This is a genomic window from Haemophilus parainfluenzae T3T1 (assembly GCF_000210895.1).
Classification (GTDB): Bacteria; Pseudomonadota; Gammaproteobacteria; order Enterobacterales; family Pasteurellaceae; genus Haemophilus_D; species Haemophilus_D parainfluenzae_A.
Genome location: NC_015964.1, coordinates 635,440 through 654,040, shown reverse-complemented (window position 1 = coordinate 654,040; position 18,601 = coordinate 635,440). Strand labels below are relative to the sequence as shown.

General features: G+C 40.0%; 15 protein-coding genes. 7 read left to right on the top strand and 8 right to left on the bottom strand.

Annotated features, from left to right (window positions below):
* Positions 1-251: 251 nt before the first annotated feature.
* The 3 genes from gyrB to PARA_RS03265 form a co-directional block, all read right to left on the bottom strand.
* On the bottom strand, positions 252-2,678 hold the full coding sequence (gene gyrB / locus PARA_RS03275) for a DNA topoisomerase (ATP-hydrolyzing) subunit B (protein ID WP_014064538.1): 2,427 nt from the start codon (positions 2,676-2,678) through the stop codon (positions 252-254).
* 177 nt (positions 2,679-2,855) lie between these two features.
* The gene (locus tag PARA_RS03270) at positions 2,856-3,743 is read right to left on the bottom strand and encodes a DUF3137 domain-containing protein (RefSeq protein ID WP_014064537.1); all 888 of its coding nucleotides are present in this window, start codon (positions 3,741-3,743) and stop codon (positions 2,856-2,858) included.
* 11 nt (positions 3,744-3,754) lie between these two features.
* The gene (locus PARA_RS03265; RefSeq protein WP_014064536.1) at positions 3,755-4,309 is read right to left on the bottom strand and encodes a LemA family protein; all 555 of its coding nucleotides are present in this window, start codon (positions 4,307-4,309) and stop codon (positions 3,755-3,757) included.
* Between the two features lie 417 nt (positions 4,310-4,726).
* Here PARA_RS03265 and hybO point away from each other — a divergent pair, with 417 nt between their 5' ends.
* From hybO to hybE, 6 genes are all read left to right on the top strand, one after another.
* Entirely contained in the window at positions 4,727-5,875 is a 1,149-nt protein-coding gene (hybO, locus tag PARA_RS03260; RefSeq protein ID WP_014064535.1) for a hydrogenase 2 small subunit, read from the top strand.
* Between the two features lies 1 nt (position 5,876).
* Complete coding sequence (gene hybA, locus PARA_RS03255; protein WP_014064534.1) at positions 5,877-6,917, top strand: hydrogenase 2 operon protein HybA; 1,041 nt, start codon at positions 5,877-5,879, stop codon at positions 6,915-6,917.
* Entirely contained in the window at positions 6,910-8,136 is a 1,227-nt protein-coding gene (gene hybB, locus PARA_RS03250; RefSeq protein WP_014064533.1) for a Ni/Fe-hydrogenase cytochrome b subunit, read from the top strand. The genes hybA and hybB overlap by 8 nt, the downstream gene beginning before the upstream one ends.
* The gene (gene hybC, locus PARA_RS03245; RefSeq protein WP_014064532.1) at positions 8,136-9,845 is read left to right on the top strand and encodes a hydrogenase 2 large subunit; all 1,710 of its coding nucleotides are present in this window, start codon (positions 8,136-8,138) and stop codon (positions 9,843-9,845) included. Before hybB ends, hybC begins: the two co-directional genes overlap by 1 nt.
* Positions 9,845-10,324 (top strand): HyaD/HybD family hydrogenase maturation endopeptidase, encoded by a 480-nt coding sequence (locus tag PARA_RS03240; RefSeq protein ID WP_014064531.1) that lies wholly within the window; start codon positions 9,845-9,847, stop codon positions 10,322-10,324. The genes hybC and PARA_RS03240 overlap by 1 nt, the downstream gene beginning before the upstream one ends.
* 140 nt (positions 10,325-10,464) lie before the next feature.
* Positions 10,465-10,974, top strand: coding sequence for a hydrogenase-2 assembly chaperone (hybE, locus tag PARA_RS03235; RefSeq protein ID WP_014064530.1), 510 nt, complete (start codon positions 10,465-10,467; stop codon positions 10,972-10,974).
* A gap of 110 nt (positions 10,975-11,084) precedes the next feature.
* Here hybE and serA read toward each other — a convergent pair whose 3' ends face one another.
* From serA to lon, 4 genes are all read right to left on the bottom strand, one after another.
* Positions 11,085-12,317: a phosphoglycerate dehydrogenase gene (gene serA, locus PARA_RS03230; protein WP_014064529.1), complete on the bottom strand. Its 1,233-nt coding sequence runs from the start codon at positions 12,315-12,317 to the stop codon at positions 11,085-11,087.
* A 19-nt stretch (positions 12,318-12,336) separates the two neighbouring features.
* On the bottom strand, positions 12,337-12,996 hold the full coding sequence (gene rpiA / locus PARA_RS03225; protein WP_014064528.1) for a ribose-5-phosphate isomerase RpiA: 660 nt from the start codon (positions 12,994-12,996) through the stop codon (positions 12,337-12,339).
* Positions 12,997-13,105: 109 nt separating this feature from the next.
* Positions 13,106-14,254 carry a radical SAM family heme chaperone HemW gene (gene hemW / locus PARA_RS03220; protein ID WP_014064527.1) on the bottom strand — a complete coding sequence of 383 codons (1,149 nt, stop codon included), beginning with the start codon at positions 14,252-14,254 and terminating at the stop codon, positions 13,106-13,108.
* Between the two features lie 48 nt (positions 14,255-14,302).
* Entirely contained in the window at positions 14,303-16,720 is a 2,418-nt protein-coding gene (gene lon / locus PARA_RS03215; RefSeq protein WP_014064526.1) for an endopeptidase La, read from the bottom strand.
* A gap of 234 nt (positions 16,721-16,954) precedes the next feature.
* Here lon and PARA_RS03210 point away from each other — a divergent pair, with 234 nt between their 5' ends.
* Positions 16,955-17,845: a VirK/YbjX family protein gene (locus PARA_RS03210; RefSeq protein ID WP_014064525.1), complete on the top strand. Its 891-nt coding sequence runs from the start codon at positions 16,955-16,957 to the stop codon at positions 17,843-17,845.
* 52 nt (positions 17,846-17,897) lie between these two features.
* Here PARA_RS03210 and PARA_RS03205 read toward each other — a convergent pair whose 3' ends face one another.
* Positions 17,898-18,464: a TetR/AcrR family transcriptional regulator gene (locus tag PARA_RS03205; RefSeq protein WP_014064524.1), complete on the bottom strand. Its 567-nt coding sequence runs from the start codon at positions 18,462-18,464 to the stop codon at positions 17,898-17,900.
* Positions 18,465-18,601: the final 137 nt, after the last annotated feature.

The window sequence follows — 18,601 nt, the reverse complement described above, 5'->3', positions numbered from 1 at the left end:
TGATTGCTCCTAAAAACAAAAAAGAAGTACGCACATTACTATGCGTACTTTGCTACCAATCTAACAACCAAAAAACGAGTCTATTTCGTATCATTGTCATTAAGCGATAAAAATCGTGAAAATTATAGTAAAGAATACACACAAATAACAGATCTAATTGAAAATTATTTTTATTTCTAGATAAGGCAAAAAAATACCGCACTTGGTTTCCCTAAGTGCGGTCATTTTTAGTGATATTTTTGAGTATTAGACTAAACGTCTAAGTTTGCTCGCAAGGCATTCATTTCGATAAATTCACGACGAGGCTCAACTTCATCACCCATCAATGTGGTGAAGAGTTGATCTGCAGCGACAGCATCTTTAATCGATACTTTTAACATACGACGAGCATTTGGATCCATGGTGGTTTCCCAAAGTTGCTCAGCGTTCATTTCACCTAACCCTTTATAACGTTGGATTTCTAGGCCTCGGCGAGATTCTTTCATCAACCATTCAACAGCTTGTTCAAATGACTGAACAGGTTGTGTTTTTTCACCACGTGTGACGTAAGCGCCCTCTTCTAGCAAGCCATTCACTTGCTGACCGAAGGCAGTAATCTTCGCAAACTCATTACCCGTCACAAAATCAAAGTTGATGAAGTAATCGGTATCAATACCGTGTTTACGAACGGTAATGACGGCTTCATATACTTGGCGTTCGCTGTTAAATTGCGTTCTCGCTGAATATAAATGCGCTTCTGTTTCTTTTTCAGTTAAGTATGCAACAAAAGCATTTGCCCAATTTTCGACCGCACTTTCATTACGCATTAAATCAACGGTTAATTGTGGTTGATAAACCAAACCTTGTAATAATGGCTCTGGATAGTAACGACTTAAGCGAGTAATTAATTTCTGAACATTGTTATATTCACTCACTAATTTCTCGAACACTAAATCATTCATTGCCGGTGCATTAGCACTGATATGTAATGCTGCACCATCTAACGCAAGCATTAATTCATATTGCACCATTTCGTCGTTATCTTTGATATAACGCTCTTGTTTACCTTTTTTCACTTTATAAAGTGGCGGCTGAGCAATATACACGTAACCACGCTCAATTAATTCCGGCATTTGACGATAGAAGAAAGTCAACAATAAAGTACGGATGTGTGAACCGTCCACGTCCGCATCGGTCATGATAATGATGTGATGATAACGTAATTTATCTGGATTATATTCATCGCGGCCAATACCACAGCCAAGCGCTGTAATTAATGTACCCACTTCTTGAGAAGAAAGCATTTTGTCAAAACGTGCTTTTTCGACGTTAAGAATTTTACCTTTTAATGGCAAAATCGCTTGAGTTTTACGATCACGACCCGATTTTGCGGACCCCCCCGCAGAATCCCCCTCCACGAGGTAAAGTTCTGAAAGTGCTGGATCTTTTTCTTGGCAGTCAGCTAATTTACCCGGAAGACCTGCAATATCTAATGCGCCTTTGCGACGGGTCATTTCGCGGGCTTTACGTGCAGCTTCACGTGCTCGTGCAGCCGTAATAATTTGATTTACAATGATTTTCGCATCGGCTGGATTTTCTAATAAATATTCCTGCATACGCTCATTCATGGCAGATTCAACCGCACTTTTCACTTCAGAAGACACTAATTTGTCTTTTGTTTGCGAAGAGAATTTAGGATCCGGAACTTTCACCGAAATAATCGCGACCAAACCTTCACGCGCATCGTCACCTGATGTGCTCACTTTCTCTTTTTTCAGTAACCCTTCGCTTTCCATATAGTTATTTAAGCTACGCGTTAATGCACCACGGAAACCGGCTAAGTGAGTACCACCATCACGTTGTGGAATGTTATTGGTAAAGCAATAAACGTTTTCGTTTACACCATCATTCCATTGCAATGCGACTTCCACGCCAATGCCGTCTTTTTCAGCTGAAAAATAGAATGGTTTTGGGTGAATTGGATTTTTATTTTTATTTAAATATTCAACGAACGCTTGAATACCACCTTCGTAATGGAAGTGATCTTCTGTACCATCACGTTTATCGATTAAACGAATCGATACACCAGAGTTTAAGAATGAAAGCTCACGTAAGCGTTTTGCTAAAATTTTGTAATCGAAAGTTGTAATTGCAAAGATTTCTGGACTTGGCCAGAAACGCACCGTTGTACCCGTCGCTTGCGTTTCACCGATAATAGTTAAAGGCCCTTGAGGCTCACCTAAATGATAGAATTGCTCGTACACATGACCTTGGCGACGAATGGTTAATTGCAATTTATCAGAAAGTGCATTTACTACCGAAACACCCACGCCGTGTAAACCACCTGATACTTTATAAGAGTTATCATCGAATTTACCACCCGCATGAAGCACGGTCATAATAACTTCTGCCGCAGAAACCCCTTCTTCTGGGTGAATATCTACCGGAATACCACGACCGTCATCTTGTACAGAAACAGAATTGTCATCATGAATGGTCACGATAATATCGGAACAATAACCCGCAAGGGCTTCATCGATCGCATTATCCACCACCTCAAACACCATATGGTGTAGGCCTGTTCCATCATCGGTATCCCCAATATACATGCCCGGACGTTTCCGAACCGCATCAAGCCCTTTTAAGACTTTAATACTTGATGCACCATAAGCATTTTCTGTAACCGGTGTTTCTGACATAGTTTTTCTCTATTTTGTAATGAAAATTGTGCGGAATTATAGCAAAAAACTGACTATTTTGCGAAATAAAAGTGCGGTCAAAATTTTCGGTGTTAAAAAACCAATAAACAAGTACATAGCATATAAACAAAAAGACGAGTTTATTATTTAAGCTCGTCTTTTTTATTGCATTAACACTTATTTCCAAATATGGTTATTTAACCCAAGTTCTTTCACCATATCGGTAAAGCCTTTGATACTCGAAATATAATCACGAATCGTATTGTCTTCTAACAATGACTTTTCAAAGGACGGTTCAAAACTATTCTTTCCTAAATTAAGGGCAATAATCACTTCTCGGTTACGAAGCACCATCGAAATAGGACAATTAAATTTCTCTTTCAAGCTGCAAAAGCGTTCCATTAACTTAGGCGATAAGGCATATCTGGCTAAGATTTGATCTTCAGTAAACACATCAAAATAACGATTAAAAGATGGACTATCCATCAAAGCAATTTCACCTTCTTTTCTTAAACACCCCTCCTTCTTATCGCAAACATAAACCCAATGGGCCAGTTCTTTAGGGAAGGTCGCTTTAAATAAAATGCCTTGAAAGGTCGTGGTCCTTAATCCTTTCATCATTTTTCCGCTCGGTTCCATATTAAACGCTGCAAAATCACAGATTTCAACTTCAGTCTGGTCAAGCTCACCCAAAATTAAATCCTCACTACGATAACTCGCCGGATAACTATCGTAAACTGAGAAAAAATCATTAAGATGAAGCCCCCGGTCTGGTCTAAAGTGGAAGCCAAACTCCTGGACAATCGTGTTAATTACCCGAGTTTTAAATTCTGCAATAAAGCGTTTATATCTAAAAAATAAGCGACGGAAAGAATAAATGAGCACACCAAGAATCAATGCCGTACTTAATAGATTCTCACTCCCTATCACACCGAGAAGCAAAAATAACCCAAAACACAACCCAATTATCGATTTGTTGATAAGTGATTTGACGGCTAAGCGTTCCTCATCTAATTTTTCCAACCCCAGGAAACGAATCCCTTCAATCTCTTTTGGTGTATTCATGGTTTGTCCACTTATTGTTTAAATAAATTACCCACATTAGGGACTTCCGCTTCATTCTGAGGAATATCGAAAAATGTTCCTTTCTGGAAATTAAACAAGTTTGCAATTAAATTCGACGGAAACATTTCCACCGCATTGTTATACTCTTCAACTGCTGAATTATAAGTACGTCTCGCTGCAGAAATTTGCTCTTCCACATCACTAAGTGTGGTCTGAATTTGCAAAAGATTTTGATTGGCCTTGAGATCAGGGTAATTTTCTAGACGAACCTGTAAATGACGTAATACCCCCGAAATCTCATTATTGAGTTGGAATTTTTCACTTGTAGTATGAGCTAACTTAGCACTTTCACGTAACGTCACGATACGCTCAAGCAAGCTACGCTCATGCGACATATATTCCTTTGCTGTGGCAACAAGGTTTGGTAACAAATCATAACGACGCTTTAACTGAACATCCACGCTTGCCTCAACACTGCTCACTTGATTACGTCTCATAACCAATTTGTTATACATTGAAATGGTGAAAGCTAAAGTTACAACAACAATACCTGCGACTACACTCATTATTATTTTCTCCATAAAAAATTATCCCTGCTTAGTATAGGGAAAAGCGTAATAAAATCCATTCTCTTAGACAATTTTTTGTTGATAAAAATCAATAAAAATAAACAAAACCAAGAATTTAACTTATTCACTTCCTATTCATATCGACGCAAAGTGCGGTCAAATTTCACGAAGATTTTTCTGAGCCCAAATCCTTACTTTATTATTATGATTTAGTGTACAAAAAATGGACTCCAAGTGAATGTGGCGCCAACAAATAACAATCATTCTCAATAATCAAGTAAAAACAATCACTTACCCACTTATTTTGTAAGGGAAATAAGGATATTTTTGATTACGATCAAATAAATTTCCTTCATCAAGGCATATCATAGGTAAATTAACCATACAAGTAACGTGCCAATTTGGAGTGATTATATGCAACGAAGTGATGGATTATTTTCTGCTTTAGCAGAAGTTTCCCGTCGGGATTTTATGAAGTTATGTACCGCACTTGCGGCGACTATGGGGTTAAGTTCAAAAGCGGGAGCAGAAATGACCGCTGCTTTAACCGAACCTAAACGTCCACCAGTATTATGGATTGGTGCGCAAGAATGTACGGGTTGTACTGAATCCTTGCTACGCGCCACCCACCCAACAGTAGAAAACTTAGTGTTGGAAATGATTTCCTTAGAATACCACGAAACCCTTTCTGCAGCCTTCGGGGAACAAGCTGAAGATAACAAACACAATGCAATTAAACAGTATTATGGAAAATATGTTTTAGTCGTAGATGGATCTATTCCGGTGAAAGACGGCGGCGTCTATTGTATGGTAGCAGGTAAACCGATTGTAGAACACATCCAAGAAGCCGCTAAAGGGGCTGCGGCGATTATTGCGATCGGTTCTTGTGCGGCATGGGGTGGCGTACCTTCTAGTGGCGGTAACCCAACTGGTGCAAGCAGCTTATCTGAAGTATTACCAAAAGGCACTCCAGTGATTAATATTCCAGGTTGTCCACCCAATCCACACAACTTCCTTGCAACTGTCGCTTATATTCTTACTTATAAGAAACTACCCGTAATGGATAAATTAAATCGTCCATTATTCGCTTACGATCGCTTAATTCACGAAAACTGCTATCGTCGTCCACACTTTGATGCGGGTCGCTTCGCTAAAGAATACGGCGATTACGGTCACCGCAACGGTTGGTGTTTGTATCATCTCGGTTGTAAAGGACCAGAAACTTACGGTAACTGCTCTACTTTAGAATTCTGTGATGTAGGCGGTAATAACTGGCCGGTCGGTATCGGACACCCTTGTTATGGCTGTAACGAAAAAGGCGTCGGCTTTACCAAAGGTATTTTCCAATTAGCGGGCGTAGAAAACCCAACACCACGCGTTGAAAAACCAGATGTGAATAATACCGAAGGTTCAGGTGCAACCATGACCGCCATTGGTTTATTAGGTGGTGCCGCTGCAATCCTAGCAGGCGTGAGTGTTGTGACCTTACGCGAATTAAGCGCTCAACATAAAGCTCGTTCCGAAGCTAAAGCCGCAGAGAAAGAACAACATACAGGTAAATAAGATGGATAGACGAAAATTTCTAAAAGCAGGTATGCTTGGCGGAATCGCTTCCACCTTGCCTGTGTCGAGTGCGCAGGCAACGGAAACGGTTGAGCCCATTCCTGGCGCACTAGGAATGCTTTACGACTCTACCCTTTGTGTAGGTTGTCAAGCATGTGTGGCTGAATGCCAAAACGTAAACCACACACCTGTGAATCCAAAAGGTGATCAAACTTGGTCAAATAACGACAAACTCACACCGTTTACTCGCAACGTGATTCAAGTATGGAGTGATGGTGACGGCACAAATAAAGACAAAACAGAAAACGGCTATGCTTACGTGAAAAAACAATGTATGCATTGCGTTGACCCTAACTGTGTTGCGGTTTGCCCGGTTCAAGCGCTTACCAAAGATCCAAAAACCGGTATCGTAAAATATGATCCCGATATCTGTACTGGTTGCCGTTATTGCATGGTTGGCTGTCCTTTTGATGTACCAAAATACGATTATGACAATCCATTCGGTGAAATCAGCAAATGTGAACTCTGTAACCAAAAAGGTGTTGAACGTTTAGATAAAGGCGAATTACCTGGTTGCTGTCATGTTTGTCCAACTGGTGCCATTATTTTTGGTACACGTGAAGAATTATTGGCAGAAGCGAAACGTCGTTTAAGCTTATTACGTGGCACCGAATATGATTACCCACGTCAAAGTGTCAATAGCACAGATAAATACCGTGCTACTGTGCCAGCATATCAATATCACATCTACGGTGAAAAAGAAGGTGGTGGTACACAAGTACTTGCCTTAAGTGGTGTACCTTTTGCTAACCTTGGTTTACCAGACTTAGATGAAGTCGCAACAGGTTCTCGTGCCGCGCATTTACAACACTTCTTGTATCGCGGTTTAGCATTACCGTTAGTCGCACTTGCTGGTTTAACCTTTATGACTTACAAAAATATGCACGGCGATAAAATTGCTGAGCGTATAGCAGCACAAAAAGAAGCCATGCGTCAGGCACGCAAGGAAATGGAAGAAGCGGAGGATGAGCATCATGAGTAATCCACGTCCGGTGGGCGGTCGCCTTATTTCTGCCGCAATTCTCTTTTTTGCACCACTTGCCGTGCTTTGCGTTTTATTAATTTTAAAACGTTTAGTGTTTGGTATCGGTTCTGTAACCGCACTTAATGGCGGTTATCCTTGGGGTTTATGGATTGCCTTTGACTTACTTGTCGGTACAGGATTTGCCTGTGGCGGTTGGGCACTCGCTTGGACCGTGTATATTTTCAATAAAGGGAAATATCACGCTCTTGTTCGCCCAGCATTGCTTGCAAGTTTATTCGGCTATTCCCTTGGTGGTTTATCTATCACCATTGATATGGGACGTTATTGGCATTTACCGTATTTCTACATTCCAGGCCAGTTCAACACGAATTCCGTTCTATTCGAAACGGCATTTTGTATGACGGTATATATCATCGTGGTAACCCTAGAGTTTGCCCCTGTATGGCTTGGTTTCTTCGGCTTGAAAAAATGGTTTAATAAACTCAATAAAATCATGTTTTTCATTATTGCCTTGGGTGCCTTGTTACCAATGATGCACCAATCTTCAATGGGTTCCTTGATGATTGTAGCTGGTCACAAAGTCCATCCGGTATGGCAAAGCTATGAAGCGCTACCAATTCTCTCCTTGCTGACAGCTTTCATTATGGGCTTCTCTATTGTGATTTTTGAGGGTTCTTTAGTTAAAGCGGGTCTTGCAGGAAAAACGCCAGATGAACGTCATTTATTTACTCAATTGGCACGCGTTACCGCAGGATTAATTTTCTGTTTCTTAGCGGTGCGTTTTGGCGAGTTGATTTATCACGACAAACTGCAAATGGTTGTAGGTTTCGATAAATTAACTAAATTTGAAGCATGGATGTTCTGGATGGAAGTCTGGTTGATGGTATTACCATTACTAACCCTCTTCCTTGGGGAGAAAAAATCAGATTCCCGTTGGTTATTTATTTCGGCATTAAGCATGTTACTCGGTGCAGCATTATGGCGTATGAACTACTCGCTTATCATGTATAATCCGGGCAACGGCTATCAATATTTCCCATCTGCGGAAGAATTGCTTATTTCAATCGGTTTCGTATCTATTGAAGTATGTGCCTATATTTTAATCATTCGTTTATTCCCTGTATTACCGGTATTTAAAGAAAAACATACCGAAGACTCAGAAAAAATTATTGCCGAAAAAGCGGCATTCAGCAAAAAAGTTAGCGGAGCAGAATAATGTCAGAAAAAAAACGTATCTCAATTGACCCAATTACCCGTATTGAGGGTCATTTACGTATTGATTGCGAAATTGAAAACGGCGTTGTCACCAATGCTTGGTCCTCTGGTACCATGTGGCGCGGTATGGAAAATATCGTAAAAGGTGCAGACCCACGTGATGCATGGATGATTATGCAACGTATTTGTGGTGTATGTACCACAGTACACGCGATTATCAGTGTGCGTGCTGTAGAAGATGCTATCGGTGCTAAAGTACCAGTCAATGCTCAGTACATTCGTAACATGATTCTTGCTGCACACAGCATTCACGACCATATCGTGCATTTCTATCAACTCTCTGCGATGGACTGGGTAGATATCACCGCTGCGCTACAAGCTGATCCTGAAAAAGCGGCAGATATGCTAAAAGGCGTTTCTACATGGTCATTAAACAGCGCTAACGAATTCCGCAACGTACAGAAAAAAATCCAAGCATTAGTGGACAGCGGACAACTTGGTATTTTCGCTAACGGTTACTTCGGCCATGCTGCAATGAAACTTCCACCAGAAGTGAACCTCATTGCCGTAGCACACTATTTGCAAGCCCTTGAATGTCAGCGTGATGCTAACCGTGTAGTGGCATTACTTGGTAGTAAAACACCACATATTCAAAACTTAGCAATCGGTGGTGTGGCAAACCCAATTAACTTGGATTCCCAAGCGGTACTAAACCATGAACGTCTCATGTTCGTGAAAGCTTGTATCGATCGCTTAACTGACTTCATTAACCAGGTATATAAAGTGGATGCGGCGGTATTTGCTGCTTACTATCCTGAATGGTTGAGTCTGGGTAAGACATCGGGTAACTACCTATCTGTACCAGAATACCCAATTGATGCGGACAATTCTAAATTCATGTTGAAAGGTGGTTACGTTGAAAATGCTGATTTATCCACTTTCCGTCCTATCGATCAACAAAAAGATGAGTTCGTTGTAAAAGGAATTAAAGAGAGCGGTAAACACGCTTGGTACGAAGATGATGAACCACTAGAACCTTGGGCTGGTTTAACTCGTCCTAAATACACAGGCTGGCAAGATGACGGTAAATATTCTTGGGTAAAAGCGCCAACCTTCTACGGCAAAGTTGTCGAAGTGGGCCCGCTCGCCTATTTAATTTGTGGTTTGGCAGCAAATGACACACCAACGGTAAACCATTTCAACGAATTAAAAGGCATTTATGAAAAATTGACTGGTAATACTTTAACCACCGATCAATTACATTCTACCCTTGGACGTATTATCGGTCGTACCGTACATTGCTGTGCGCTTAACGATATTTTAAGTGCTCAATGGCAAATGCTCATTGATAATATCGCTAAAGGTGATATGACGGCTTATATCAAAACGGACATCCCAGCAAGCGGCGAGTTCCGTGGTGTTGGTTTTGGTGAAGTGCCGCGCGGTATGCTTTCTCACTGGGTTGTCATCAAAGACGGTCGCATTGAAAACTACCAAGCAGTTGTTCCATCTACATGGAATGCGGGTCCGCGTAACGAACAAGACCAAATGGGTCCTTATGAGCTTTCCATTATTGGTACACCGGTAGCAGATCCAACTAAGCCATTGGAAGTGGTCAGAACCATTCACTCTTTCGACCCTTGTATGTCCTGTGCCGTGCACGTAGTTAATACCGAAAACGGTGAAGTGACTGAAGTGAAGGTGTTGTAATGAAGCCGTTAATTCTTGGCGTCGGCAATATTTTGTTAAGCGATGAAGGTGTCGGTGTACGCGTTGTGCAGGAGCTTGAAAAACGCCCTGAAATTCAACCGCACTTTGACGTCATCGATGGTGGTACTTGTGGCATGGAATTACTGGATGCGATGGCAAATCGCGAGCATTTGATTATTGTCGATGCCGTGCTTGCTAACAAACAGCCTGGTGAGATTGTCGTGTTACATGATGAGCAAGTGCCCACCTTTTTCTCTCGCAAAATTTCGCCACACCAACTCGGCATTTGTGATGTACTTTCTGCAATGAAATTAACGGACGAATTCCCCAAACACCTTTGTCTCATCGGCATCCAACCAGAATCGCTAGAATCTGGAATTGGCTTGACTGAAACGATACAAAATGTGTTGCCAAAGGTTTTTGAAACGTTAAATCAAGTAATTGCTGAATATGGTTTGAATCTAGACTCCCCTCTTTAGAAAAGAGGGGCTGAGGGAGATTTGACTTAATTAATCGAGACAAGTGTTAAATCTCCCCTAACCCCTCTTTACAAAAGAGGGGAATTTTCTTTAAGGTTTCTCCACAATTCTTTAATCTTATTAATATTGAAAAATAAACCATGTATCGACACGAAAAAACACCTAAAAACTCTACCGCACTTTTAACCTCTGTTACTGGCTTTGAAGAAAACCCAACGGAGATTTTCCTTGCCGAAATGCAAAACATTGTACCTGAAATGCAAGATCTCCCTTTTTATCACAAAGGCGTCGAGTGTTTCTGCCCTAAATTTGTTTTATTCGAAGACCAATGGATTGGCACAGTATTAACGCCATGGATGATGAGTGTGGTGATTCTACCTGGCCCTCAACAACAATGGGAACCACGTGAATTAGGTGATAAACTCACTGTGCAACTACCTTACAAAGCACTCACTTTCACCGTTAGTAGTCTTGAAAATGTACCGCAATATTTAAGTTGCTCCTTACATTCACCACTCGACCCAAATCTGACTAACGAGCAAGCAGTTCAACTCACACAAGATTGTTTGCGTATGGTTTTATCCATCCCAACCGCACCGCCGACATTTAATTCTGATCGCCGTAATCTATTTAAGGCCATGATCAAATAAATGTTATCTGCAAACAGTTAATAAAAATGGGCAAAGTAAAATAACTTACTTTGCCCATTTTGCTTTACATCCCACACAAAGTGCGGTCAATTTTTGCTTAATTTTTCAAATTAATACAACACACGCGCTTTGATTGTGCCTTCAATCTCACGAAGTTTCGCTAATAATGGTGATGCATCATCTGTTTCAACATCCACAACCACATAACCAATTTTCGGATCAGTTTGTAAGTATTGTGCTGCAATATTGAGATTAGCTTCAACGAAAATTTGGTTCAATTTGTTTAATACACCAGGACGGTTTTCGTGAATATGAAGTAAACGTTTTGTACCAACGTGTTCTGGCAAGGATACTTCAGGGAAATTCACAGAAGAAAGGGTTGAACCGTTATCTGAATATTTCACAAATTTACCCGCTACTTCAAAACCAATGTTTTCTTGCGCTTCCGCGGTTGAACCACCGATATGCGGGGTTAAGATAACATTATCAAATTTACGTAGTGGCGAAACAAACTCTTCATTGATTGATGCAGGCTCAACAGGGAATACGTCAATCGCCGCACCACGAACTTTACCTTGCTCAAGCGCTGCAGCTAAAGCATCGATATCCACTACCGTACCGCGTGCTGCATTGATTAAAATAGAATCTTGTTTTAATTGCGCAATACGTTCAGCACTCATTAAATTACGGGTTGAAGGTAAATCGGGTACATGAAGCGAAATCACATCACAAGAACCTAATAACTCTTCAAGTGTGTGTAATTGTTTTGCATTACCCAATGGTAATTTACTTTCAATATCGTAGAAATACACATCCATCCCAAGAGATTCCGCAATAATACTTAATTGCGAACCAATATGGCCGTAACCCACGATACCTAATTTTTTGCCGCGCACTTCATGAGAACCCACTGCTGATTTATTCCATAAACCACGATGCACATCTGCATTCGCTTGAGGAATATTGCGCATTAAGAGCAAAATCTCACCCAACACTAATTCAGCCACAGAACGTGTATTAGAGAATGGCGCGTTAAATACTGGAATCCCACGCATTTTTGCTGCATTAAGATCCACTTGGTTGGTACCGATACAGAAACAGCCAATAGCAATAAGCTTCGGCGCAGCTTCAATCATTTCAGCGGTTAATTGGGTACGTGAACGTAAGCCGATAAAATGCGCATCTTTAATGGCTTCTTTTAGCTCATCACCATCTAAAGCTTTTTTGTAAAAGTCGATATTGGTGTAGCCCGCTGCATGCAAGGTATCTAATGCACTTTGGTGCACGCCCTCTAATAGCACAAATTTAATTTTTGATTTGTCGAGTGAGACTTTGTTTGTCATGTTTGCTTCCTTATTTTTATTAATCAATAATTTTTGCGCCGCCTGGTGTACCAACAATCACAATATCTGCCCCACGTAAGGCAAAAATACCATTTGTTACTACACCCGCGACATTATTCAATTCTTTTTCCATTTCCACTGGATTTAAAATCGCAAAATTATGTACATCTAAAATCACATTGCCGTTATCAGTCACCACACCTTCACGATATTCCGGGGCACCACCAAGAGAGACTAATTTACGACCAACTTGTGAACGTGCCATTGGAATTACTTCTACTGGTAATGGGAACGTGCTACCTAACACATCCACTTGTTTACTAGCGTCCACAATACAAATAAATTTTTTCGCTAAAGCAGCCACAATTTTTTCACGAGTTAATGCCGCACCGCCACCTTTAATCATCATTTTTTGTGGATTGATTTCATCTGCGCCGTCCACATAAATATCTAAACTTGATACATCGTTAGCGCTAAATACTTCAATACCCTGTTTACGCAATAATTCTTCTGAAGCTTTAGATGCCGCTACTGCACCTTGAATTTGATCTTTTAATTCGCCTAAAGCCTCAATAAAACAATTCACTGTTGAACCACTTCCCACGCCAACAATGGTATCGGGCTTAACATATTTTAACGCCGCACGTGCAGCTAATTTTTTCATTTCTAGTTGATCCATTTCTCTGTCCCTTTTAAATTTTGAATAATAACGTAAACGTTTGCTTTACTTTAATACGACCCTATTAAATAAACAAGTGTAAAAATTTATTCGTGATGATGAAAAAATTTTATTCATCTAAGAAAAGCTCTAATAGCTCGTTTAAAAACAATTTCCCATGTTCGGTGATCTGCCAATAATCAGGTGTTTCCACAATATAATTCTGCTGGATCGCAAAATCAATTTGATTTTTGACCGCACTTTGCGAAAGCCCCGTGTAATGTTCAAACTCTTGTTTTGGCACGGCTTCCAATAAACGAAAACGATTCATAAAGAACTCAAAAGCGCGGTCATTTTTTTCCACGTTTTTTTCTTCATAAAGGTATTCACCACGCAAGTAGCCTTTTGGATGCTTCGTTTTAGAAAAACGTAAAATATCGCCATCAGGAAAAGTGAGTTTTCCATGCGCACCGCAACCTATCGCCAAATAGTCCCCGAATCGCCAATAATTCAAATTATGCTGACATTGAAAACCTGGTTTTGCATAAGCAGATGTTTCATATTGTTGATAACCGGCTTCGGTTAAAAGTTGGTGGCCTTGCTCAAAAATATCCCAAAGTTCATCATCATCCGGCAACTTAGGTGGACGATAAGCAAACATGGTATTGGGTTCAATGGTGAGCTGATACCAAGAAAGGTGTGGCGGAGCAAGCTCAATAGCTTGTCGTAAATCATCTAGAGCTTCCTCAAGTGTTTGGTTTGGCAAGCCGTGCATTAAATCCAAATTGAAACTTTTCAAGCCTGAAACTTTCGCCAAACTGACCGCACTTTTAGCTTCCGCCGCATTATGAATACGCCCTAAACGTTGTAATTTATCGTCATTAAAACTTTGGATGCCCATGGAAATACGTGTGACACCAGCATCCACATAGCCTTTAAAACGCTCCGCTTCGACAGTGCCAGGATTGGCTTCCATGGTAATTTCTATATTCTCTGAAAAAGGAATGCGACGTTGAATTTCTGCCAATAACAACTTGATACTTTCCGCTGAAAATAAACTCGGCGTGCCACCACCAATAAAAATTGAATGAAGTGGACGATTTTGAATACTAGCCTGATATTTATCTAAGCCTGCCTCAAGATCGGCGATCAGATGTTGCACATATTCTTGTTCAGGAATTGCGCCTTTCTGTGCATGCGAATTGAAATCACAATAAGGGCATTTCTGTACACACCAAGGAATATGTACATAAAGGGAAAGAGGGGGAAATTTTTGCATAATTAAAAGTCAAAAGGGCTTGTTTTCACAAGCCCTAAAAATGAGTCATTAATTGACCGCTCTTGCTGTTTTAGTCGCAGCTTTACGGCGTGGTGCTTTCGCTTTCGTTTCCACTTTCACGAATTCAATGCCTTCTGGTGGATTCTCTAACGCTAAGCCTAACACTTCATCAATGGTTTCTACCGCATGAATCGCAAGATTTTCTTTCACGTTATCTGGAATTTCTTCCAAATCTTTCACGTTATCTTTTGGAATCAATACAGTTTTAATGCCACCACGATGTGCCGCAAGTAATTTTTCTTTCAATCCGCCAATTGGTAATACTTTACCGCGTAGGCTGATTTCACCAGTCATCGCGACATCAGCACGCACTGGGTTACCCGTTAAGCAAGAAACCAATGCAGTACACATTGCGATACCTGCACTTGGGCCATCTTTTGGTGTAGCACCATCTGGTACGTGAATGTGAATATCACGTTTTTCATGGAATTCAGAATTGATACCCAATTTCTCCGCACGTGCACGGACTACGGTCATCGCTGCTTGGATAGATTCTTTCATCACATCGCCTAATGAACCAGTGAAGGTTAATTTACCTTTACCTACTACTGAAGCAGTTTCAATGGTCAGTAAGTCACCGCCCACTTCAGTCCACGCAAGGCCTGTTACTTCGCCCACACGGTTTTGCGTATCCGCTTTGCCAAATTCAAAACGTTTCACACCAAGATAGTCATGCAAGTTGTCTGAATTAACGGTAATGGATTTTACTTTTGGATTGACCAATAAATTCTTCACCGCTTTACGACAGATTTTAGAAATCTCACGCTCTAATCCACGCACACCGGCTTCACGGGTGTAATAACGGATAATATCTAAAATGGCATTTTCTTCGATGGTTAATTCGCCTTTTTTCAATCCATTACGTTCAATTTGTTTTTGTAACAAATGTTGCATCGCAATATTGAGTTTCTCATCTTCGGTATAACCAGAAAGACGAATGACTTCCATACGATCTAACAATGGACCAGGAATATTCATGGAGTTTGAGGTTGCCACAAACATCACATCAGACAAATCGTAGTCCACTTCAAGATAGTGATCATTGAAGGTGGTATTTTGTTCTGGATCAAGCACTTCTAACAAGGCTGACGCAGGATCACCACGCATATCCGAAGACATTTTATCGATCTCATCAAGCAAGAAGAGTGGGTTTTTCACGCCAACTTTTGCCATTTTTTGAATCAATTTACCCGGTAATGCACCAATATAAGTTTTACGGTGACCACGGATTTCTGCTTCATCACGTACCCCACCTAATGCCATACGCACATATTTACGACCTGTTGCATTGGCAATAGATTGACCCAGTGAGGTTTTACCCACCCCTGGCGGCCCTACTAAACAAAGAATTGGACCTTTGATTTTGTTTAGACGTGCTTGCACTGCAAGGTATTCTAAAATGCGTTCTTTTACACGTTCTAAACCATAGTGATCTGCATCTAAAACCTGTTGTGCTTTTGCGATATCTTTCTTCACTTTAGTACGTTTATGCCATGGTACTTGAAGCATCCACTCAACATAGCTACGCACCACCGTTGCTTCCGCAGACATCGCTGACATCATTTTAAGTTTTTGTAACTCACTCTCTACTTTTTCGCGCACATCTGCCGGCATACCTGCAGCTTCAACCTTTTGACGAAGTTGCTCAACTTCATCAATGGTATCTTCGCTTTCGCCTTCGTCCATTTCTTTGCGAATCGCTTTAATTTGTTCGCTAAGATAATAGTTACGCTGGCTTTTCTCCATTTGTTTTTTCACACGGCCGCGGATGCGTTTTTCAACTTGAAGAATATCTGCTTCAGATTCCATCATGCCGAGCAAGTATTCCAAACGCTCTTGCACATCTGCCAGTTCTAACACGCTTTGTTTATGACGAACGGTCACTGGAATATGCGCAGCCATGGTATCTGCTAAACGATCGGCATCATCAATGCGTTGTAATGCCCCTAAAACGTCTGCAGGGATTTTTTTATTAAGTTGAAGATAGCTTTCAAATTCATTTAAAACGGCTGCCTTCACCACATCTAATTCTTTTTCATCACCAAACGTGGTTTCAATCGGCGTGACTTCTGCTGAAAAATGGTCTTCACCATCATTTAATTGATTAATTTTCGCGCGCTGCTGCCCTTCTACCAACACTTTCACTGTGCCGTCTGGCAATTTTAATAATTGAATAATATTCGCAATCGTCCCGACATCGAATACATCATCAACGGTAGGTTCTTCTAAATCAGCTTGCTTTTGTGACACCAATAATAATTGTTTGCCCTCATTCATGGCTTCATCAAGGGCGCTAATGGATTTTGCGCGCCCAACAAAAAGTGGCATCACCATATAAGGGAAAACGACGACATCCCGTAATGGCAATACAGGAAGTGTACGTTGTTGAGTTCTTTTGGCGTTCATAATTATCTCTCTTACATCAATTCTATAATTTCATTGAATATGGGGATGAGTTGCATAAATTCAAGGTAGGATTTGGCATATTAAGGAGAAATCGAAAAATAGGCAAGTAAAGAACCACCTTTATTGATGCTTAATTGGAAAAACCATGGAATACAGGTACAATAAGTGCGGTCAGAAATCAGCATGATTTTACCCAATAAAAACGTTTGAAAAAATAACCGCACTTTATCCACTATGACAGCAAAACAAACTATTACTTTCGCGACCTTTCAAGAATTACTACCCGATTCTTGTAATCATCCATTAAAAAAACAATTAAGGGATAAAGCCCGTTATTACGGACGCAAATTTTTATTTAAAAAACAATGTGATGCTCTGGTTGATTTCTTAAATACTCATCAAACCTGGATTCCGCTTTTTCAACAAAATCCATATCGTTTTAATGCATTACTTGCGACCTATTGTGACAAACGTTTTTCTGCTACAGATCGACTCAATGCCATTACCAATAATCTGTTAATGCTTGAAGAAAAAATGGGCGTTGAATTTTGTAAGAAATTGCTACAAGAAAAATCCCTTTTATTAGCACAATTAACGGATCAACTTGGTATCTATTTCAATATCAACCAGATTGACCCTTTTGAAGGTTATTTTTCCATTAACTTAAAAGACAATGATGGGCGTAGCATTTATGATGCTTCTTTCACCTTCTTAAAGCCAAATAAATTACTTATCGCCTCAATTCAAGGCCCTTCTTATGAAGAGGCGCAAGAAGCTGTGAAACAAGCCACAAAAGAATTACACGGTGTTCGTCCAATGTTTATGTTGATGAATGTTTTCCGCTTGTTAGCTGAAAAATGGCAATGTGAATTAATCGGTATCCCTCACACTTCACAAGGTAAATACCGTTTATCTGCTCGCAGTAAAATCCTATTCAATTATGATGAATTCTGGCAAGAAAACCAAGGGCAATTAAATGGTCAATATTGGCAATTACCGCTTGAAAGCGCCCGCAAACCATTGGAAGAAATCGCCAGTAAAAAACGTTCTATGTACCGAAAACGTTATGAAATGTTGGATGAAATGTCCAAGGATATTTCAAATTTTGAAAGTAAACACGGTTAATTCCGTGTTTCTTTTTAGACTAAGTACAAATAAATATAAAAACAATCATCTATCAATATCGAATACCACATATAAAAAGTTGTAATACATCTTTAAAAAGCTTTTGCTCCCTTCCTTTATAGTTGGATTGGAGGCTGGCAGAATTTAATATTTCATCTATTTTCTGAATAAAGAGATCAATTAACATGGTAGGGAAATCATCACGGATAATCTTGCGTTTTTGTAAAGTACCAAAAAAATAATGCATGTATTGATACTTCTCTTCCTCCATTTCTTTAAAAAACTCCCGTAATTCTCTATCCTGTTCATGATGTAAATCATGTAAGACTGGTACTGAGTATAACGTTTCCATAGAATCTTGCTGCATTGATAAAATTTTTGTAATAATTTGACTTAGATCTGATTGAGTATCTAACAAATTATCAAAACCTTCTCGCATCTTATTTTTCTGTTCTTCAAAGATACACTTCACAAGTGCCTGCTTAGTAGGAAAATATTTATAAAATGTTACTCGACTCACCCCTGCTGCCCGACAAATTTCTGCTACAGAGGTTAATATCCAGCCTTGTTCATAAAACAATTTCGTCGCAACTTGCTTTAATAAAACATCTTTTTTCATAACCAACTCCTTAAGTAGCAATAACATAGCCGAAAGCCTTTAATTGTCAAATGTCAAATTTGAGAAAAATTCTTATTTACTTTCGTATTATGATTGTGTTAGGTTTACATTATTAATTAGTTAACGCAAAAAGTGTA